Origin of the sequence: Streptomyces sp. NPDC051183 (assembly GCF_040682455.1) — a bacterium.
GTDB lineage: Bacteria > Actinomycetota > Actinomycetes > Streptomycetales > Streptomycetaceae > Streptomyces.
This window is the reverse complement of sequence record NZ_JBFBBA010000013.1, coordinates 19,478-39,803: the sequence shown is the minus strand read 5'-3', so window position 1 is coordinate 39,803 and position 20,326 is coordinate 19,478. Positions and strand designations below refer to the sequence as shown.

The following is a 20,326-nucleotide window of genomic DNA, read 5'->3' as shown; positions in this document are numbered from 1 at the left end:
AGGCAATGCGGTAACAGACCCGCGTGACACGATCGAACACAGGTTTACCCGGCGGCGCCGCGCTGCGCCGCGCCCGTACGAGCATCGAGAGGCTGTGCCTGGGACTGCCGGATCCGATGACGCTGTTCAGCGGCCTGAACGAGATCATCCCCGCGGCCGTGGCGGCGGACGGGGTGTGCGGGCTGACACTGGACCCGGCCACCCTCATGCACACCGGCGGCTTCCACGAGAAGGGGGTCCCGCACACCCACCTGCCCAGGCTCCTGGACATTGAATACGGGGAGGAGGACGTCAACCACTTCCCCCACCTGGTCAGGACCGGCCGGCTCGCGGCCGGACTGTGGCAGGCCACCCGCCATCGCCCGCACACCAGTTGCCGCTACCGCGACGTCTACCGCCCGACCGGGATGGGCGACGAGATGCGCGTGGTCCTGCGCGGACGCCACACCGTGTGGGGCGCGCTGGTCCTGCACCGGGGCGGTGACCGGGCGCCGTTCAGCGAGGGCGAGATCGCGGCCATGGAGTCGCTCGCACCGACCATCGCCGAGGGGCTGCGCCGCTCCTACCTGCGCCACGATGCCGCCACCGCGGACTCGCAGGACCCCGCCGCCCCCGGACTGCTCACCTTCGAGCCCGACGGCGGCATCGGCGGGGTCACCCCGTCCGGGCAGTTGTGGCTCGACCGGCTGGGCGGCACCCCGGACGGCACCCCCGCAGGCCCGGGCGGGCTCCCGCAGCCGGTCCTGCACGCGTCGCGCAGGGCCCGTACGACGGGCGACGCATCGGTGCGCCTGTACGGCGCGGCCGGCCGCTGGGTGTCGCTCACGGCCACGCGGATGGACACGGCCGGGCGCGTCGCGGTCATCATCCAGCCCAGCCGCCCCGAGCACACCATCGGGATCCTGATGGAGGCGTACGACCTCACCTCGCGCGAACAGGACGTCGCGCAGCTCGTCGTCTACGGCATGTCCGACACCGAGATCTCCCAGCGGCTCGGCATCTCCCCGTACACGGTCAGGGACCACCTCAAGAAGGTGTTCGACAAGACCGGGGCGAACAGCCGGGGCCGGCTCCTGCGCATCCTCTACTTCGGCCACTACCAGCCCGGCGTCGAGAGCGGCCGCGCCATGGGAGCCTTCGGCTGGTTCCACACCCCCGGGCGGTAGGACGGCCTTTTGTATCGGCCGGGTATCAGGGAGCGCTTGGTCGCCCATCGAATCGGTGCGCCGGGCTGCGACGCGACCGCGGCGCCCGATGTATGCCATATCGTTCCCTCCGGGCCGCCGTCTGAGCGCGGTGCGCGCGGGGCGCGGCCCGCAGTCCCGTGGGCCCGTACCTCACGACCGTCCGAACAGGAGCCGCCCGCCCGTGTCCCCGTCCGTCCCGGCCCCGGCTCCGGCCGCTCCGTCCGCCGTCCGCGTGCTGCTGGTGGAGGACGACGACCTCATGCGCCGGTCCTTCACGGTCGCCCTGGAGCGCTACGGCTACCGGATGAATTCCGCGGCCGACGGACTGGCGGGCCTGGAGCTCTTCCGCGAAGAGCCCTTCGACCTGCTGATCCTGGACGTGATGCTGCCCGGTCTGGACGGGATCGGCCTGTGCCGCAGGGTCCGAGAGACCAGCCTGGTGCCGGTCCTGATGATGTCCGCCCGCGGCGACGGGCTCGACGTCGTCGCCGGTCTGGAGGCCGGGGCCGACGACTACGTGGTCAAACCCGTGGACACCTACGTGCTCGTGGCACGCATCCGTTCCCTCCTGCGGCGGGCGACCTACGCTCCCGCCCCGGCACCCGGGCGGACCGCGGACGGCGGGCAGGCCGCCGGCGACGGGCCGGCCGCGTCCGGGGGCGAGCTGCTGGTCTTCGGCGACCTGAGCATCGACACCGGCGGCCTGGAGGTGTCCGTCTCCGGAACCCCGGTGGCGCTGACCCCGACCGAACTGAAGCTGCTGCTGGAGTTCGCCGCCCACCCCGGCATCGTGCTGGAGCGGCACACCCTCCTGCGCAACGTCTGGGACTACGGCTGGGACGGCGACAGCCGGGTCGTGGACCTGTGCGTGCAGCGGCTGCGCGGCAAGCTCGGCCGGGACCGGATCGAGACGGTCCGCGGCTTCGGCTACAAGCTCAGGCGCTGACCCGGTGCGCCCGTTCCGCCGCCGCAAGCCGCTCCGCGTGACCCTCCGCTGGAAGATCGCCACGCTGGCCGCGGCCACGGCCTGCCTCGTCGCGCTGGTCGTGGGCCTGCTGGTGCACGTCTGGACCGCGCACGAGATCCGGCACCGGGCCGAAAGGCAGGCCTTCGACGGGGTCACCTCCGCCATGGACGTCTACCGGCGCACCGGGGCCCTCACGAGCAACGCCCGGCTCGACCCGCCCGAACTGCCCTACGCACTGGTCAACCCGACCGACGGTGACCGGCACGTCTCCTACGGCGGGAACGTTCCGGGGAGCATGGACCCCACCGTCTGGGGTGCCCAGCGGGTCGGCGGCCCGGGCAGCCCCGTGCTGGCCGTCCAGGTGACGATCTACGCGGACTTCCGTGAGCTGTACCGCCTCGACGTGACCATGGCGGTGGCCTCGCTGCTCGCCCTCGCGGCGGGCACGCCCCTGGCGGTCTACGGAGCCGGACTGCTCGCCCGCAGGCTGCGGCGGGTCTCCGAGACCGCGGGACGGATCTCCGCCGGGGACCTGGACGCCCGTACCGGCCACACCAAGGGCCGCGACGAGGTGGCCGACATCGCCGCCACCGTCGACCTCATGGCGGACAGCCTCGGCCGACGGCTGCGCACCGAGCGCCGGTTCACCGCGGACGTGGCCCACGAGCTGCGCACCCCCGTAGGAGGCCTGCTGGCCACCGCCGACCTGCTGCCGCCCGGCGAGACCGAGGACCTCCTCCGGGCCCGGGTGCGCGACCTGCGCGGCCTGGTCGAGGACCTGCTGGAGATCTCCCGGCTCGACGCCGGCGCCGAACAGGCGGTCCGCGCCCGGGTCCCGCTCGACGCGGTCGTCGCCGAGGCCGTGGCGCGCACCGGCCTCGACACCGAGGTCACCGTGGCCGGCGCGCGGCACGGCGAGGGCGCCCGGAGCGTGGAGACCGACCCGCGCCGCCTCGAACGGATCGTCGGCAACCTCGTCGTCAACGCCCACCGGCACGGGAACACCCCGGTGCGGGTCACCGTCGAGGACCGTACCGTCGTCGTACGCGACCACGGCCCGGGCTTCCCCCCGGACCTGCTGCTCGACGGCCCGCGCCGCTTCCACACGGGCGCGGCGGAGCGCGGCTCGGGCCACGGCCTGGGCCTGACCATCGCCCTGGGCCAGGCCCGGGTCCTCGGCGCCGAACTGCACCTGGACAACGCCCCGGACGGCGGCGCCGTAGCCACCCTGCGCCTGCCGGCCTGACCACCCGGCCCTCGGCCCTCGGCCCCCCAGCCCCCTACGCAACCGATACAAAGCGGCGCCGGCGCCGATACACGGCGGCCCAGGCCCCGATACGTTCCCCCGACACCCTTCGGAGTGCACCGTTCCGCACCCGAAGAGGAGTCCCTGTGACCGCCGACCCCCTGGCCCCGTACTCGCCGCACGCGACGACCGGGACCGCGGCCTCCACCACCGACCTGTCCAAGGCCTACGGCAGCGGCGACACCCGCGTCGTCGCCCTGGACCGCGTCAGCATCTCCTTCCGGGAGGGCGAGTTCACCGCGATCATGGGCCCCTCCGGCTGCGGCAAGTCCACCCTGATGCACTGCGCCGCGGGGCTCGACTCGTTCGACTCCGGTTCCGTCCGCATCGGCACCACCGAACTGGGCACGCTCGGCGACCGGCAGCTCACGCAGTTGCGCCGCGACCGGATCGGCTTCATCTTCCAGGCGTTCAACCTGCTGCCGACGCTGACCGCGCTGGAGAACATCACGCTGCCGCTGACCGTCGCCGGTCGCCGGCCCGACCGGCAGTGGCTGGAGCGCGTGGTCTCCATGGTCGGCCTCTCCCAACGCCTCGGCCACCGGCCCGGACAGCTGTCCGGCGGGCAGCAGCAGCGCGTTGCGGTGGCCCGGGCCCTGGTCTCCCGGCCGGCGATCGTCTTCGGTGACGAGCCCACCGGCAACCTGGACTCCCGCGCCGGGGCCGAGGTCCTCGGCTTCCTGCGCGACTCGGTGCGCGAGCTCGGCCAGACCGTGGTCATGGTCACCCACGACCCCGTCGCCGCCGGATACGCGGACCGCGTGGTCTTCCTCTCCGACGGCCGCCTGGTCGACGAGATGGTGCGCCCCACCCCCGACCGGGTCCTGGACCGGATGAAGGCGTTCGACGCGCGCTCACGCACCAGCTGAGCCGACCTCCCCGCCCTCCCCCCGGCACCGACCCAGCCGCCCGCTCGCACCGCCGAGCCAGCTCCCCAGGATCCGCACCCCATGTTCCGTACCGCCCTGCGCAACGTGTTCGCGCACAAGGCCCGCCTGCTGATGACCGCCTTCGCGGTCATGCTCGGCGTCACCTTCATCTCCGGCAGCCTCGTCTACGGCGACAGCCTGAACCGTGCCGCCACCGCCCGGGCGAGCGCCGGCTTCGAGCGCATCGCCGTCAGCGTCTTCCCCGACGACTCCCGAGCAGGTGGCGCCCGCGGCGGCGGACCGGCCGGCATCGACGCCGCCGCCGTGGACACCCTGGCCAAGGTCCAGGGCGTCACCGCCGCCGCGGGCCGGGTCGACGGCTTCGCCGCCGTCGCCGACCGCGAAGGCCGGCTGATCGGGCACGGCCCCGCCCACCGGGGCGGCAACTTCGCCCCCGGCACAGACGGCAAGGACCCCGCGTACCGCTTCGTCCAGGGTTCCGGCCCGACCGGCAAGGACAGGATCGCCCTCGACGAGACCACCGCCGCGAAGGGCGGCTACCGCATCGGCGACGCCGTACGCGTCGGCACGGACCAGGGCGCCGCGTCGTACACCCTCAGCGGGATCTTCCGCACCGACGGGACCCAGCTCCCCGCCGGCGGCAGCCTGACGCTGTTCACCGGCGCCACCGCCCAGGAGCTCTACCTCCAGCCCGGCCGCTACCAGAAGATCGACCTGACGGCCGCGCCCGGCACCGACGTGACGCAGCTCCTCAGCCGCGTCGAACAGGTGCTGCCCCAGGGCACCGGCGCGGCCACCGGGGCCCGCCTCGCCCAGATCCAGGTGAACCTCGCCACCAGCGACAGCGACACGATGAGCCAGATCCTGCTGGGCTTCGCCGCGGTGGCCCTGTTCGTCGCCACCTTCCTCATCTCCAACACCTTCACCATGCTCGTCGCCCGCCGCACCAGGGAGCTGGCCCTGATGCGGGCCGTCGGTGCCTCGCGCAAGCAGGTGCGCCGCACCTTGCTGACCGAGACCCTCGTCGTCGGCGCGGTCGCCTCCGCGGTCGGCCTCGCCGTCGGCACCGGGGTCGCCGCCCTGCTCCAGACCGTCTTCGCCGCCGACGACGCCCCGGCCGCCCCGCTGGTCCTCACCCCGGGCACCGTGATCGCCTCCGTGCTGGTCGGCACGGCCCTGCCCCTGGTCGCCGCCTGGCTGCCGATCCGCCGGGCCATGGCCATCCCGCCCGTCGCCGCGCTCAGCGCGGCCGAGCACGCGCCGCCCGCTCGCGCCGGCTCCCTCCGTACCGGCCTGAGCGCAGCGCTGGTGCTGTGCGGCGCCGCCGCCACGGTGTACGGGGCCATCACCACGGGCAAGGACGCCCGGGCCGTCATCGGCATCGGCGCGGCCCTCACCCTGACCGGGGCGATCGGCTTCATCCCGCTGCTGTCCCGGCCCTTCGTCGCCGCGCTCCAGCCGCTCCTGACCCGCTTCCAGCCCGTGTACGGGGACCTCGCCGCCCGCAACACCGTGCGCGACCCGCGCCGCACCGGCGCCACCGCCGCCGCGCTCGCCATCGCCCTCACGCTCGCCTCGGGCCTGTCGGTCCTCGGAGCCTCCGCCGCCCAGTACCTCGACCGCGCGACCACCCACGACTTCACCGCCGACTACCTGGTGAAGCCCGCCGACGGCGCCATGCGGATGACGCCCGCCACCGCGGAGCCCCTCAAGAAGGTGCCCGGCATCGCCTTCAGCCCGCTCAACCAGTCCACTGGATACCACCTCGCGGGCGCCCCCTCGGTCCTGACCGGCGTCGACCCCGCCACCATCGGCCGACTGGTCCGGTACGACGTGGTCGACGGCTCCCTCGACCGCCTCGCCCAGGGCCAGATCGCCGTGGCCGACTTCAAGGCCAGGGCGGCGGGCTGGCACGTGGGCCAGACCCTCCCGCTCAAGCGCCAGGACGACCAGAGCGGCAGCGTCACCATCGGCGCGATCTACCGGGCGGACGAGCAGAGCAACCTGCTGCCCAGCATCACCGCACCCGACTCCCTTGTCGCCCGCTACGACTCCACCCCGCACACCGACGGGATCCTCGTGGCCGCTGACGGCGGACCCGGCCGGGCCGCGCTCGGCAGCGTCACCCACGCCCTCGGCGACAACCCCGCCCTGGCGGTCCTCGACGAGGCGGCCATCCGAGCCCAGGACAGCGGGTCCATCGGCGACCAGCTCAACGTTTTCTACGCCCTGCTGAGCATGGCCCTGGTGATCGCCGCGCTGGGCATCGCCAACACCCTCGCGATGTCCGTCCTCGAACGCCGCAAGGAGATCGGCACCCTGCGCGCCTTGGGCGTGGACCGGGCCGGGGTGACCCGGATGATCCGGCTGGAGGCCCTGCTCCTCGGAGGGCTCGGCGCCACCCTCGGCACGGTCCTGGGAGTCTTCACGGGCTGGGCGCTGGGGCGCACCCTCCAGGAGAGCGTCGTGGGATACACGCTGGTCATCCCGTGGGGGCGCCTCGCCGTCGGCGTGCTCATCGCCCTGGCCGGCGCGCTGCTCGCCTCGCTGTGGCCGGCCCGCCGGGCGGCCCGCGTCGACATCCCCGCCGCCACCGCGGCTTCGTAGCCACCCGGAACGCAGCCGGAGCTTCACGCCGCATTCACCGGCGGCTGCCACCGTCTCCGTATGGCCCTCAGTAGACGAGAACTGCTGGCAACCGGAGCGGCCGCAGCCGCCGGCCCCCTCACCCCCGCCGACCGGGACGACGCCGATCCCGCCGCCACCGTCATCCGTACCCTGCGCGGCACGATCGCACCCGGCGCCCCGGACTACGTGTACGTCCCGCTCGAAGTGCCTTCAGGTGTACGTGAGTTGCGCATCGCCTACACCTACGACAAGCCGCCCCAGCCGTCCGGCACCCCGGGCAACGCGCTCGACATCGGCATCTTCGACCAGCGCGGCACCGCCCTCGGTGGCCGCGGCTTCCGGGGCTGGTCGGGCGGCGCCCGCGGCGAGTTCTTCCTGCGGGCCGACGCGGCCACCCCCGGCTACCTGCCCGGCGCCCTCGAACCCGGCCGCTGGCACCTGGCGTTGGGCCCGTACACGGTGGCCCCCCAGGGCCTGTCCTACGAGATCACCGCCACCTTCACCCACGGCCCGCCGGGGGTCCCCGCCACCCCCGTCCACCCGCCGCAGCGCGTACGGGGCCGCGGCCGTGCCTGGTACCGGGGCGACTGCCACCTGCACTCCGTGCACTCCGACGGCCGCCGCACCCCCGCCGAACTCGCCGCGCTCGCCCGTGGGGCGGGCCTGGACTTCATCAACTCCTCCGAACACAACACGAATTCGGCCCACGCGGCCTGGGGCCCCGTCGCCGGGACCCATCCCGACCTGCTGATCCTGACGGGGGAGGAGGTCACCACCCGCACCGGCCACGTCCTCGCGGTCGGTACCGCACCGGGCACGTTCGTGGACTGGCGCTACCGGGCCCGCGACCAGCGCTTCGGCCGCTTCGCACAGCAGATCCGGCGGGCCGGAGGCCTGGTCGTCCCCGCCCACCCGCACGCCACCTGCATAGGCTGCGCCTGGAAGTTCGGCTTCGGGGAAGCCGACGCGGTGGAGGTGTGGAACGGCACCTGGACCCCGGACGACGAGGTCGCCCTCGCCTCGTGGGACGCGACCCTGCGCGGCCCCGGCGAACGGTGGCTCCCGGTGATCGCGAGCAGCGACTACCACCGGGACCCGGACCGGGTGGGCACACCGCAGACGGTGGTGCTGGCCGAGGACCTGTCCCGCGAGGCGATACTGGCCGGCCTTCGGGCGGGCCACAGCTACGCCGCCGAGTCCTCGGCCGTATCGGTGACCTTCGACGCGGTCACCGCGCGAGGGGCCCACGCCGGGATCGGCGACCGGCTCCACGCCCCGGCCGGCGCGGAGGTCCTGGTCCGGCTGACGGTGACCGGAGCCGACGGCTGCGACCTGCGGCTGGTCACGGACCAGGGCGTGGCCTTCACGGCCCCGGCCGCCACCGCGCTGGAGTGGCGCACCACACCCGCCCGTACGTCCTCCGTCCGGGCGGAGGTCCGCCGTACGCCGCAGATGCCACCGCTGCCCGGAGCGCCGGTGGCGCTGACCAACCCGATCTGGCTGACGTGACCCTGCCGCCCGGCTAATCCCTGGTGAGGAGGGTACGGAGGTCGATGATCTCGTAGCCCTGCCGCTGGGCCGCGTCGATGATGCGGGGCAGGGCCAGGGCGTCCAGGACGACGCCGTCGCCGTTGCTGCCGACGTGCATCTGGAGGATGGCGCCGGGAGCGAGGGCGTCGACGGCGCGCTGCACGGCCCGGTCGACGCTCATGCCGCCTTGCGGGCCGAGGTAGCCGTTGGTGTCCTGGGTGAACTCGATCGCCGCGTAGCCGAGGTCGTTGACGTCGGCGATCGAGTCCGGGGCGGTGGCGCTGTAGGGGAACCGGAACAGCGGGAGGGGCTCGGCCCCCGATGCCCGGCGGATCGCGGTGTCGGCGCGCTGGACCTCGCGGGAGCGTTCCCCGGTGGTGAGGTCGTCGAAGTAGGGGTGGGTGTGCGAGTGGTTGCCCAGGCCGTGGGCGGCCGCCATCGCACGGACGGCCGCGGGACGGGACTCGGCGAACCGGCCGGTGGGGAAGAACGTGGCGGCGAGCTTCCGCCGGCGCAGCTCGGTCAGCACGGTCTCGATCCCGGCCTCGTCCCAGGCGGCGTTGAACGTGAGCGCCACGATCTTCCGGGTGGTCGGAATCCGCCGGATCTCGTCACCGAACCACGCGGCCGGCGGACGGGGACCCGCTGCGGGTGCGGCCAGGGCGTGAGGGTCGGGGAGGGATCCCGCGGCCGCGAGCGCCGCCGCCATAACAACAGCACGCCGTCCCACATCCATCACGGGCATTCCCTTCGATGCGGTCCGCCATTCGCAGCCCTGTCAGGACTATGCGAGAGCCACGGGCCCGGCGCCTGCAGCCCGTGCCGGGCACTCGGGTGATCTCGGGGCTCGGCCACGCACGTCCGATGTCCGGATGTGACAGTCAGCCGTCATTGCGGTCATGGGTGGTGCCGGTGAGGATTGGGTCATGCCCACTTCGCACCGTGTCGTCATCGCGGTCTTCCCCGATGTCGACCTCCTCGACGTCACCGGCCCGGCCGAGGTCTTCGCGCTGGCCAACCGCGAGACCGCGGGCCGCGCCGGCTACCAGGTCCGGCTCGCCGGGCCGGCCGCGGGCGAGGTGCGTACGTCGGCGGGTGTGCGGCTGCTGGCCGACCTGGCCTTCGATGAGGTCGGCGGGCGGGTGGACACCCTGCTGGTGCCCGGCGCCGTCGACATGGCCGAGGACGGCCCCCGGGCCCGGATCGACACCGATGTCGTGGCCTGGGTGAAGGAGACCGCCCCGCACGCGCGGCGGGTGGCGTCGGTGTGCGTGGGCGCGCACCTACTGGCGGCGGCCGGGCTGTTGGACGGGAAGACGGCGACCACGCACTGGTCGACCGCCGCCCAGCTCGCCGCCGACCATCCGGCCGTCACGGTCGACCCGGACCCGATCTTCGTCCGCACCGACCGCGGCCGGCTCTGGACGGGCGCCGGGATCAGCGCCTGCCTGGACCTCGCGCTCGCCCTGGTGGCCGAGGACCTGGGCGAGGACGTCGCGCTCGCCGTGGCCCGGCAACTGGTGATGTACCTCAAGCGGCAGGGCGGCCAGAGCCAGTTCTCCGTGCCGCTCAGCCGGCCCGCCTCCGCCCGCCGGGACATCGACGAGCTGCGGCTGTGGATCGCGGACCACCTCGACGAGGACCTGTCCGCGGAGGTGCTGGCCGCCCGGATGTGCCTGAGCGAACGGCACTTCGCCCGGGTCTTCAGGCAGGAGACGGGCGCCAGTCCCGCCGCCTACGTCGAAGCCGCCCGGGTCGAGGTGGCCCGGCGCCTGCTGGAGACCACCGACGGCCCGCTCGACCGGGTCGCGGCCGAGGCCGGGCTCGGCTCGGCGGAGACCCTGCACCGGGCGTTCCGGCGGCAGCTCGCCACGACCCCGGCCGCGTACCGCCGCCGCTTCCGCACACAGACCGTCTGACCCTTTTCACCGCACGACCACACCCAGGCAGGGCGCACGGCTTCGCCATGCCTGATTCCTCTTGATTCCTCTTCATTCCTCCACGAAAGGAAAACCGATGAGCACGAACCAGCCCTCCGCGACCCTGCGAGACGTCAGCGGCCTGGACAGCCGGCCGGCCAGGCTGAGCGACTCCGTCCTGATCATGATCGACTTCCAGAACACCTACCGCACCGGAGTCATGGCCCTGGAAGGCGCCGAGGAAGCCCTCGCGGCCGGCGCCCGCCTGCTGGAGCGCGCCCGGGCCGCGGGCACCCCGGTCGTCCACGTCATCAACGACGGCGGGGAGGGCACCCCGTACGACATCCGCGCCCACATCGGCGCCATCAGCGACGAAGTCGCCCCGGTGGAAGGCGAGTCGGTCGTGGTCAAGCAGTTCCCCAATGCCTTCAACGCCACCGAACTGGAGAAGACGCTGACCGGCCTCGGCTTCGAACCCGGCAGTGGCAACGACCTGGTGCTGGCCGGCTTCATGACGCACATGTGCGTCAACTACACCGCCCAGGGTGCCTTCAACCTCGGCTACCGCTCCACCGTCGTCGCCGAGACCACCGCCACCCGCGCCCTCGCGACCCCCGACGGCGCAGTCCTGCCCGCTGCCGCCCTCCAGGCGGCCGCGCTGACCGCCGTCACCGACCTGTTCGGGGTCGTCGTCCCCACCGTGGAGGCTCTTCCCGCCTGACGCGGACGCGGACGTACGGCAGTGCGCGGTGGGGCCGATGCCCCGCCGCGCACTGCCGTACGTCCGGACGGTCCCGCTCACGACCTACGCACGGTTGCGGCGGCGGTACTCCTCCGTCGGGACGCCGCCGACGCCCCAGTCCTCCAGGTCGACCTCGTCGATGAGGACGAACGTGGTCGCCGGGTCCTTGTCGAGGACCCTGACCAGCAGGTCGGTGACCCCCGCGATGATCTCGGCCTTCTGGGCGGCGGTGGCGCCTTCACGGGTGATCTTGACGTTGACGTACGGCATGGCTGTGAATGTCCTTCCGGAGGAGGTGGGTCGGGGTGAGGTGAGGTGGAGTCTCAGGCGCGGCCGATGACGTGGCCGCCGTCCACGCGCAGGGCGTGTCCGGTGACGAACGTGGCGCCCGCGAGGTAGAGCACCGCATCGGAGATCTCGGCGACCTCGCCGACCCGGTTGAGCAGGGCGAGTCCGCCGAAGGAGTCCACGTCCGAACCCGCGTGCAGCGGGGTGCGGATGATGCCGGGCGATACGAGGTTGACGCGGATGCCGTCGGCCGCGAGCTCGGCGGCCAGGCTCGTGGTCAGCGCGTGCACGCCCGCCTTGCTGACCACCGGCGCGGAGGCCGGGAAGCCCGCCAGTGCGTGGTCCACGAGGACGGTGCCGATGTTGACGATGCTGCCGCCGCGGCCCTGCGCGCGCAGCGCCCGTACGACCACCTGGGTGGTGACGTAGGTGCCCTTGAGGTTGCCCGTCAGGAACCCGTCGAGCTCCTCCTCGGTGACCTCGGTGAAGGGCTTCGGGGCGAACGTACCGGCGTTGTTGACCAGGACGTCGATCCCGCCGAAGCGGTCGAGGGCGGTGCGGACGAGCGACTCGCCGGTCCGCGGATCGGCGATGGCGCCCGCGGCCCACGCGGTCCGCTCGGGGTGGCCCAGGTCGGCCGCGGCCTTGGCGAGACGCTCGGGGTTGCGGCCGTTGAGGACGACGTTGGCTCCGCTCGCCAGGAAGGCGCGGGCGATGTCGAGGCCGATGCCGCTGGAGGAGCCGGTGACGAGGGCGGTGGTGGCAGTCATGGGTGTGTGCCTTTCGGTTTCCTGGGTGACACCAGAAAACCTACGAGCCCTCAACACATAACACCACGACGGAAATTGGAGCATGTCATAATCCAGCGTTATGGATGTGGATCTGCGTGACCTGGAGCTCCTGCACGCCACCGCCGACGCGGGCTCGCTGACCGCCGCCGCCGAGCGGCTCTACGTCAGCCAGCCCGCGCTCAGTCAGCGGCTGACCCGGCTGGAGGCCCGACTCGGCATGCCCCTGTTCGACCGCAAGGCCCGCCGCCTGATCCCCAACGCGGCGGGCCGCCGGCTACTGGTGGCCGCCCGCCAGGTCCTCGGCGAACTGGAGTCCGCCTCCCGCGACTTGCGCGAGATCCGGGACGGGCGCGACCGGCGGGTCCGCTTCACCGCGCAGTGCAGCACCACCTTCCCCTGGCTGCCGCCCGTACTGCGCGCGTTCCGCGAGCGCGAGCCGGACGTCGACGTACGCATCGAGACCGTCGCCGACGACGCACCGATCCCGGCGCTGCTGGCCGACCTCGTGGACGTGGCGCTGGTGACCAAGCCGGACATGCAGATGGAACGGGTCTCCCTGACGCGGCTGTTCGAGGACGAGATGGTGGCGGTGGTGCCCGCCGGACACCCGTGGGCGTCCCGCAGACACCTGACCGCCCGCGACTTCGACGGCGTCGACCTGGTCCTCTACGACTTCTACGACCAGAAGCGCATCCCGTCGATGCCGCTGCCGATCCCCGCCGGAGCCCGGCCCGGCCGGATCACCACCATGCCCGTGGTGACTGACCTGGTGGTCGAGATGGTGGCGGGCGGTCAGGGCGTGACGGTTCTGCCCAACTGGGTGGCCGCCCCGTACGCGGCCTCGCACGCCCTCGCGCTGGTCCGCATCGGCGCGCAGCCGCTGACCCGCACCTGGTTCTGCGCCACCCGCCAGGGCGCCCGCCCGCCGCACCTGGACACCTTCGTGGAGGAACTCGTAACCAACCTGACGACACCGCACAGCGGTTAGCGCGGGGGCCCCGGCTCCGGCCTCAACCACTCGGGGCACAGGGCGGCAGCAAGGCCGCACACTCCTCCCGGGCCGCCGGGCTGAGCAGCGGCTTGAGGGAGGTGAAGAGCGCGAGCAGGCCGGCGCTGTGCGCTTCGCGGAAGCCGGCGTCGATGCGCGCGATGTCCAGCTCGTTGGCGGCGGTGAGTTCGGCGAAGTCCTTGCGCTGCTGAAGGGCGGGCACGAACGTACGGCCGGTGAACCGGTCACGAAAGCCCGCGTCGGACTGGGCAATCCGGGGATAGGAGGCGCCGCGGTCGCAGCTGGCGTAGAAGTACACGATCGCCTCGGCCTCGCCGCCGATCACCTCCACGAGCCGCCCCCGCTGCCCGAGGGCCAACGGCGCGACCGCGAACCCGTCGGTCCCGTAGAACGCATGGCACAACCCGGCAAGCTGAAGCGCGGGACGCGCCCCCCAGACCTCCAACTGCCGCCGCACCCGCTCCAGATGCGCCCCCAGAGTCCCCCCGGGATGCTCCACACCCGCGCCCCCGAGCTCGTCGAGCAAACCCAGGGCGGCCGCAGCACGCTCAGCGGGAAGCACCATCAGGACCGTCCCTTCGCGGGGTGGGACCCCTGCCCCCGTCCCCGAACGCAGGCTCGCAACCCGCAAACCCCAAGTCAATCCCCTGCTTCGCTTCCACACCCCGCGGATGTGGTACGCCGTGCCGCTGCGTCCCGCCGAGCAGCAGCGGCGAGCATCGAACGGCTCGGCCGGCGAGGCCACGAGCCGTGGGCAACGTTTCTGGCCCGCGGCGATGTGGCCGAGTTGACGGCCGAGCGATCCTGGCTCCGATCGGAACGCCCGAATCTCCTCGGTGGTTCGGCCGGCTGAGCGGAGTCTGTCCCCCCGGTTGACCCCAGCCGGAACGGTCTCGCACGGGCTGCGGACGCGGTCCGCAAGGGCTGGACCGGGCCCGGCTGGTCGGATCAGCGGGAGCGGCCGAAGAGGCGGGTGAGGAGGGAGCGGGGTTTGCGGGGGTGAGGGGTCGTGCGGGACTTCAGGGCGGCCGTGATTTCCGCTTGGCGGTCTGCGGCGTCCGGAGCGGGTTGGGCGTGGAACTCCGTGGCTGCTGACAGCATTTTGTCGGCCAGGTCGAGGAAGGTCGGCTGGAGCCACGGGCAGGCCAGTACCAGGTGGCAGAGCGAGGCGAGGATCGTGGCGTCGCGGTCCTGCCAGGCCTTGCCCACCGCCATCATGCGGTCGACCAGGAGGGCCCCGATGTCGTCGCGGGTCGTCGGGTCGGACCAGGCCGTGGCCAGGAGGGCGAAGCCGGCGGCTTCGTTCGTCCAGTCCTCCGGGCCGAAGAGGAGGTGCGTGAGGAGGGTCCTGCGGCGGGAGTCCAGCCAGGGCTCGTCCGCGCGGTGGTGGGCCAGGCCCAGGCAGGCGAAGGTCTGCACCGCCCGGACCCACATCTCGGGCTGGCGGCCCAGCAGGTACGCCCCCTGCTCGTCCTCCCGGGGCAGCGGCGGGTGTACGCACACGGCCAGCAGGTCCTCGGCGGACAGCCCGGCGAGGCGTACGGCGTGGTCGTACGCGGCACCCGGCGCCGACCAGCTCAACGCGGCGACCTGGCGCACGAGTTCCGCGGCCTCGGGGGAGGGCGGGGCGACGGCGGGGCGGGCGTCGAGGCCCTCGAACTCCCACAGGGCGGTGTCCACCCGGTACTGCGGGACCCGGGGGTCGGGCGACGGCAGCGCCTGGTAGTCGAGCTTCGAGCGCGGGAAACCCATGCGCAGGGCCAGGCGCGTGCTGGGCGCTTCCAGGGCGGAGCCCAGGAGCTCGATCTCGTGGTCCCGGGCGGTCTCGGGGTTGGCGAGCATCTGGTGGAGTACGTTGACGCTCGCTTCGAGCGCGTGGTGCACGTGCCCGAGCCAAGGCTCGTTGTCGCAGAGCCCGTTCAGGAGGTGGGCCGCGTAGTTGTGGTCGGGGTGGGCGCGCAGGTGGTCGGAGAGCGCGAGCAGATGCTTCGTACCGCCATCGACGGCGTGGCGCAGGGCGAACGCGGCCGGGGCGGCCTTGGGGTGGTCGGGTTCCGCGGCCAGGGCGCGGTCGAGCCAGGCCAGGCCCTCGGCGGGGCGGCCGGTCTTCCCGTAGAGCTCGGCCACGTCTACGTACAGGTGCAGGTCGGAGGGGTCGCGGGCGATCTCCGCCTCCCAGACGGCGAGCGCGTCGTCCGGGCGACCGGCGGCGTTGAGTGCGGAGCCGAGGATGACGGCCTGCGTGTGGCCCGGCTCCAGCTGCTGGGCGCGCTCGGCCCAGGTGACGGCGTCGGCCGTGTCGCCGAAGCGGCGGGCGAGGGCGGAGGCCATCGCGTGCAGCAGCGTGTGCTCGGGCCGGGCGGCGACGCACGCTCTGACCAGCGCGTAGAACGGCTGGACACCGTCGCGGAGCTGCGGCGGCAGCGGATCGGGCAGGTTGCGGGAGAGCCCGGCGACGGCCCGGGTGACGGCGTCCGGCGAGAGGCGGCCGGGCAGCGCGGGGTCGGCCAGCCAGGCGACCTCCGCCCAGGGGCGTTCGGGGTCGGCGCCGATCACCGAGGTGAGCGCGGAAAGGGCGGGCTCCCACTGCCCGGCGGCAGCGTGGAGCTGGGCGACGCAGGCGATCGAGCCGATGCAGGGCTCGTCCTCGGGGAACAGTTCCAGGGCGGCGGCGTGACCGCCGGCGGCCGCGGCGAGTTCGCTCAGGGCCTCGTAGGCGTCGGGACAACGCGGGTCGGTGGTCAGCGCGTTGCCGAGGTGCTTCGCCGCATGCCCCAGATCCCCGCTGCCGATGGCGAGGCGGGCAACCGCCACTTCGCCCTCGGCTTCGAGTCGCTCGTCCCGCTCGTCCCGCTCGTCCCGCTCGGCCCGCTCGTCCATCTCTCCGTCTCTCCCTGCCGTGGTGATCGGTACGAAGGTAGCTCTTGGCATGTCCGGTACCAGCAGCGGGTCCGGCGGATGCCAGGAGGTCACCGGGCAGCGGGAGCCGACCCGATCTCGACCACCCGTGCCCACTCGGGCGGCGAGTCCGGCACGTAGTCGGGATCGTCCTCGTCCCACGACCCCGCCGAGCGCCCACGGGGGAACAGGCCCACCACCGTCCGGCACGGAGGCCGCGCGTCCGGCCAGGGCGTCTGGCCGTCCGTCAGCACCACCATCACGTCCGGCCGGGGCCCCGCCCGCAGCGCCTTGGCGAAGCCCTCGCGCAGGTTCGTACCCCCACCGCCCAGCAGCGGGATTCCCTCGCCGCGACACAGCGGATGCACCACGCGGGCCGCCGCGTCACACGGCACCACCGTGATCAGGTCGCGCCGGCCGCCCAGGGCCTGGGAGATCGCGGCGACCTCCAGGAGCGCGCTGCCCAGTTCGGCGTCGCTCACCGACGCGGAGGTGTCGATGACGACGCTGACCCGCGGCGGCTTGCGCCGCAGGCTCGGCAGGACGATGCCGGGCAGTCCCGCGGAGCGACGGGAGGGCCGGCCGTACGTGTAGTCCTGCCCCGCCCCCGATCCGGAGGCCGCCGAACGGAGCGCGGCCCCCAGCAACTCCCGCCAGGGCTGCGGCGGGTGGAACGCCTCCTCCGCCCAGCGCCGCCACGCCTTCGAGGCCCTGCCGGGCCGCCCGGTGATGCCCTGCGCCACCCGGAACCGGACCGCGTCCCGCTCCTGCTCGGTGAGACCGTGCGCGCCGTCCGGCCCCAGGTCCCACTCCCGCTCCAGCCCGTCGGCGCCGCTGCCGCAGTCCAGCCAGACCAGGCCGTCCGTACCCGCCCCGAGGCTGAACCGGGAGAGGTAGTCCTCCATCAGCTCTCCCTCGGGCAGCCCCAACATCTGTGGCAGGACGGCCCCTTCGGGGCAGACCAGCCCGTCGCCGAAGGCGTCGTCGTTGATCTCGCAGTCCGCCGCGATGTTCATCCGCAGCCGTTCCCCCGCGCCGGTCAGCCCCCGCTCCCGCGCGACCCGGTCACTTCGCCCGTGGTGGTCGCGCAGCAGGTGCGACACCTCGTGCACCCATACCGCGGCCAGCTCCTCCACCGGCGTGCGGTCCACGAACGACGGCGATGCGTAGCACCGCCAGTGCCGGTCCACGGCCATGGTCGGCACCCGCCGTGACTCCACCGTGTGCAGGGCGAACAGGGCCGTCGCCAGATACGGCCGGACCCGTACGGCGAGCAGCCGCGCGGCAAACAACTTGTCGAGGTCAAGTTCCCCCGGTGCGGCGCTGCTCATCGGCCGGCCTTCGCGCCGACCGCCGCGGACCGGGCCGCAGCCTTGTCCGCCCTCCTCGACAGGGCCACCGCTCCGGCCAGCCGCTCGATAGACGCCGGTACGTCCCAGTCCTCGCGGCGCAGCGAGGCGAGCGTCGTCGCGGGGACGACCACCAGGTCCGGGGCTCCGGTTTCGAGGGCCCGGACCAGCACCGCCCACGCCGCGTCCCAGCGGTACTTGTCCGGCCGCGCGCGGACGGCCGCCACCACTCCGTCGAGCACGACCTGGCGCAGGTCCCCCCGCTCGGGCAGCGCGGCGCCCGCGGGGTCGGCGAGCAGCGTCTCGGGGTCCGGCAGGTCCATCCGGTCCAGGCTCGCCAGCAGCTCCAGCCCCGGACCGTCTCCCACGGTGCCCCTGACCAGCAGTGACAGCACTTCCCGGGAGGAGTCGGCCGCGGTCGCGAAGGCGATCAGGCGCAGCGTCATCTCCCAACTGCGCGGGGACGGCCAGGGGCCGCCGCGGCGCGTTTCGCTGGTGGGCAGTTGGTGTACGAGCTTGGGGCGGGCGGCGAGGAGCCCGCACACGGCACGCCGCGCGAACTCCACGGCCTCCGGCAGCTTCGCCGGGTCGAGCCGCGGGAGGGTCGCCCGGGGCCAGGTACCGCCGAGGCCTCGTACGACGACCTCGTGCTCGTGGATCCACTGGAGGTGCACGAACCGGTTGGCCAGCGGCGGGCTCAGCTCCCAGCCGTCGGCCGCCGAGGCCCGCGGATTGGCGGCGGCCACGATCCGCACCCCGGGCGGCAGTTGCAGCGAGCCGATCCGCCGTTCGAGCACGAGGCGGAGCAGGGCGGCCTGCACGGCCGGGGGCGCAGTGGACAGCTCGTCGAGGAACAGCAGCCCCCGGCCGGCCCGTACGAGGCGCACGGCCCAGTCCGGCGGGGCCATCGGAACGCCCTGCTCCGCGGGGTTGTCCCCGACGATGGGCAGACCGGAGAAGTCGGACGGCTCGTGCACGCTGGCGATCACCGTGGTCAGCGGAAGGTCGAGCGCCTCGGCCAGCTGCGTCAGGGCGGCGGTCTTGCCGATGCCCGGCTCGCCCCACAGCAGCACGGGCAGGTCGGCGGCGACGGCCAGGGTCAGGGCCTCCAACTGCATGTCGGGGCGGGGTTCGGTGGTGGAGTCGCGCAGCATGGCCAGCAGCTCTCCGGCGACGTCGAGCTGCGAGGCGTACGCGGTCATGGGCGCAGGCATGGGCACGGGAATGGGCATGGGCATGTTCGATCACCTTTGGATTTCGTGGTGGGGGTGAGCTCAGGGCATGTTCGGGCAGGGCAGGGCAGGGCAGGGCAGGGCAGGTCGAGTCGGGTCAGTTCAGCGAGCGGTCGTATCGCGCGGGTGCGACCGGTGGTGCCGGGGGCGGCCGGCGCCGGGCAGGATGCGGTGGGGTGCGCGGCCGGACAGTCCCGCCCGGAACAGCCCGTAGGTGATGCGCTGGCGCGCGGCCGCCTCCAACTCGTCGCGCAGTGCGCCGCTGCGCAGCAGCGCCCCCGGTCCCAGCAGGCCCTCTACGACAGCCAGCGCGCCGGCGGTGTCCCCGTGGTCCAGGCGTTCGCGGACGCCGGTGAGGCAGTCGGGACGGCGGTGCGCCTCGTCGATGGCCTGCAGGCAGGGGAGCGGGGTGCCGGTCAGCGCGACCAGCAGTTCCTCCCGGCGGATCTCGGCCGGGTCGTGGTCCAGCGGGGCAAGGACCCCGTTGACCAGGCCGATCCGGTGCCGGGCTCCCCGGCACTCCACGAGGCGCGGCTCACCCGCCCGGTCCGGAGCCCGGGACGGACCGGCCGGCGCATGGTCCGGTACGAGGGCCAGGGCGACCAGCGGGTGGAGCCGATCGGCCTCGATGGCACCGGCGCGGAGAAGCTCCAGATCGGGCAGCACCCAGGTCGCCGCGTCGGGCAGCACCGGCAGCGCGGCGGCGCTGCCGTCCGTGGGCGCGGCCGAGACCCGTACGCAGGGCGGCCGCCCGGGCTCGTCGGGGTGCACGACCAGCCGGTGCCGGGCCCCGATCCGCACGGTGACGGGCCCGGTGGACCGCCCTTCGGCGCGCAGCAGTACGCCCGCCTCGGCCGCCCACCGGTCCACGGCGCACCGGTACCCGTGCGGGGCTGCCCCCGGCAGCTCCGGGTCCGGCAGGGGCGGTCCGTCGCCGCGCAGCCGATCCGCCCCGGACCGGATCCGCAGCTCATCCGCCCTGCGGGCGTCCCACAGGTGGCGGTGCAGGTCGAGGCGGAACCGCGGGTTGGGACGCGGGTGCGGGTGAAGGGAAGTGCCGGCCTCGGAGTCGGGGTCGGACGCGTCCCACAGGGCGAGGCTGATCCGCTGACCGGCGTCCGCCCAAGCAGGCGCGGTCCGGGCCACGAGGTGCACCGGAGCTACGCCGTCACGCCCTTCGGCTTCGTACCGGGCGAGCGTGAGGCTCAGCCCTGGGCGCAGCAGTCCGTCGGGTGCGATGCGCGGCATGTGCCAGCGCAGGAGGTCGGGGGCCAGATGGCGCAGATCGGCCCGGAGCCGGGTGGCGAGCCCTTGGCCTTGCGTACGTGCCACGAAGCGCAGATTGAAGTCGACGTCGATGCCTGCGGCGGTGCACGCCCCGCCCCAGTCGCCGACGGCGCGGCGGGCGGTCGCAGTCTCGATCATGGAAGGCGGCACGGCGAACTCGCGCACGCGCAGCCAGAAGGAAAGGCGGGAATCCCCGTTCACGGTCTCGGTGAGCATCAGCACTCACCTTGCGTGGACGGGACCCCCAATCTGTGAACAGCTTGAGTGATCATCGCGATGACCATATCGCTCCCACCCGCGAGC

General features: G+C 73.6%; 17 protein-coding genes. 9 read left to right on the top strand and 8 right to left on the bottom strand.

What is annotated here, in order from left to right:
• The first annotated feature begins 23 nt into the window (after positions 1–23).
• The 6 genes from AB0M99_RS13930 to AB0M99_RS13905 all read left to right on the top strand — a co-directional run bounded on the left by AB0M99_RS13930 (position 24) and on the right by AB0M99_RS13905 (position 8,487).
• Positions 24–1,166 carry a LuxR C-terminal-related transcriptional regulator gene (locus tag AB0M99_RS13930; protein WP_365919888.1) on the top strand — a complete coding sequence of 381 codons (1,143 nt, stop codon included), beginning with the start codon at positions 24–26 and terminating at the stop codon, positions 1,164–1,166.
• A gap of 202 nt (positions 1,167–1,368) precedes the next feature.
• Entirely contained in the window at positions 1,369–2,133 is a 765-nt protein-coding gene (gene cseB, locus AB0M99_RS13925; RefSeq protein ID WP_365919886.1) for a two-component system response regulator CseB, read from the top strand.
• A 37-nt stretch (positions 2,134–2,170) separates the two neighbouring features.
• Positions 2,171–3,400, top strand: coding sequence for a HAMP domain-containing sensor histidine kinase (locus AB0M99_RS13920; RefSeq protein ID WP_365919884.1), 1,230 nt, complete (start codon positions 2,171–2,173; stop codon positions 3,398–3,400).
• A 161-nt stretch (positions 3,401–3,561) separates the two neighbouring features.
• On the top strand, positions 3,562–4,329 hold the full coding sequence (locus tag AB0M99_RS13915; RefSeq protein WP_365920151.1) for an ABC transporter ATP-binding protein: 768 nt from the start codon (positions 3,562–3,564) through the stop codon (positions 4,327–4,329).
• Between the two features lie 81 nt (positions 4,330–4,410).
• Positions 4,411–6,957: an FtsX-like permease family protein gene (locus AB0M99_RS13910; protein ID WP_365919882.1), complete on the top strand. Its 2,547-nt coding sequence runs from the start codon at positions 4,411–4,413 to the stop codon at positions 6,955–6,957.
• 60 nt (positions 6,958–7,017) lie between these two features.
• Entirely contained in the window at positions 7,018–8,487 is a 1,470-nt protein-coding gene (locus AB0M99_RS13905; protein WP_365919880.1) for a CehA/McbA family metallohydrolase, read from the top strand.
• 13 nt (positions 8,488–8,500) lie between these two features.
• On the opposite strand, the gene AB0M99_RS13900 is transcribed toward AB0M99_RS13905, so the two are convergent.
• A complete protein-coding gene (locus AB0M99_RS13900; protein ID WP_365919878.1) occupies positions 8,501–9,244 on the bottom strand; it encodes a polysaccharide deacetylase family protein in 744 nt (247 codons plus the stop codon).
• A 190-nt stretch (positions 9,245–9,434) separates the two neighbouring features.
• Here AB0M99_RS13900 and AB0M99_RS13895 point away from each other — a divergent pair, with 190 nt between their 5' ends.
• Together AB0M99_RS13895 and AB0M99_RS13890 are read left to right on the top strand one after the other, a co-directional pair.
• On the top strand, positions 9,435–10,427 hold the full coding sequence (locus AB0M99_RS13895; RefSeq protein ID WP_365919876.1) for a DJ-1/PfpI family protein: 993 nt from the start codon (positions 9,435–9,437) through the stop codon (positions 10,425–10,427).
• Positions 10,428–10,524: 97 nt separating this feature from the next.
• The gene (locus tag AB0M99_RS13890; protein WP_365919874.1) at positions 10,525–11,148 is read left to right on the top strand and encodes an isochorismatase family protein; all 624 of its coding nucleotides are present in this window, start codon (positions 10,525–10,527) and stop codon (positions 11,146–11,148) included.
• A gap of 84 nt (positions 11,149–11,232) precedes the next feature.
• Here the strand turns inward: AB0M99_RS13890 and AB0M99_RS13885 are convergent, their stop codons facing one another.
• Both AB0M99_RS13885 and AB0M99_RS13880 read right to left on the bottom strand, forming a co-directional pair.
• A complete protein-coding gene (locus AB0M99_RS13885; protein ID WP_365919872.1) occupies positions 11,233–11,439 on the bottom strand; it encodes a 4-oxalocrotonate tautomerase family protein in 207 nt (68 codons plus the stop codon).
• Positions 11,440–11,492: 53 nt separating this feature from the next.
• Positions 11,493–12,227, bottom strand: a complete 735-nt coding sequence (locus AB0M99_RS13880; protein WP_365919870.1) for an SDR family oxidoreductase — start codon at positions 12,225–12,227, stop codon at positions 11,493–11,495.
• Positions 12,228–12,327: 100 nt separating this feature from the next.
• Here AB0M99_RS13880 and AB0M99_RS13875 point away from each other — a divergent pair, with 100 nt between their 5' ends.
• Entirely contained in the window at positions 12,328–13,236 is a 909-nt protein-coding gene (locus tag AB0M99_RS13875) for a LysR family transcriptional regulator (protein ID WP_365919868.1), read from the top strand.
• Between the two features lie 22 nt (positions 13,237–13,258).
• On the opposite strand, the gene AB0M99_RS13870 is transcribed toward AB0M99_RS13875, so the two are convergent.
• From AB0M99_RS13870 to AB0M99_RS13850, 5 genes are all read right to left on the bottom strand, one after another.
• Positions 13,259–13,822, bottom strand: coding sequence for a DUF6817 domain-containing protein (locus tag AB0M99_RS13870; RefSeq protein WP_365919866.1), 564 nt, complete (start codon positions 13,820–13,822; stop codon positions 13,259–13,261).
• Positions 13,823–14,205: 383 nt separating this feature from the next.
• The gene (locus tag AB0M99_RS13865; RefSeq protein ID WP_365919864.1) at positions 14,206–16,137 is read right to left on the bottom strand and encodes a tetratricopeptide repeat protein; all 1,932 of its coding nucleotides are present in this window, start codon (positions 16,135–16,137) and stop codon (positions 14,206–14,208) included.
• 89 nt (positions 16,138–16,226) lie between these two features.
• Positions 16,227–17,486, bottom strand: coding sequence for a VWA-like domain-containing protein (locus AB0M99_RS13860; protein WP_365919862.1), 1,260 nt, complete (start codon positions 17,484–17,486; stop codon positions 16,227–16,229).
• Complete coding sequence (locus AB0M99_RS13855; protein ID WP_365920149.1) at positions 17,483–18,736, bottom strand: MoxR family ATPase; 1,254 nt, start codon at positions 18,734–18,736, stop codon at positions 17,483–17,485. The genes AB0M99_RS13860 and AB0M99_RS13855 overlap by 4 nt, the downstream gene beginning before the upstream one ends.
• Positions 18,737–18,838: 102 nt before the next feature.
• Entirely contained in the window at positions 18,839–20,239 is a 1,401-nt protein-coding gene (locus AB0M99_RS13850) for a hypothetical protein (RefSeq protein ID WP_365919861.1), read from the bottom strand.
• Positions 20,240–20,326: the final 87 nt, after the last annotated feature.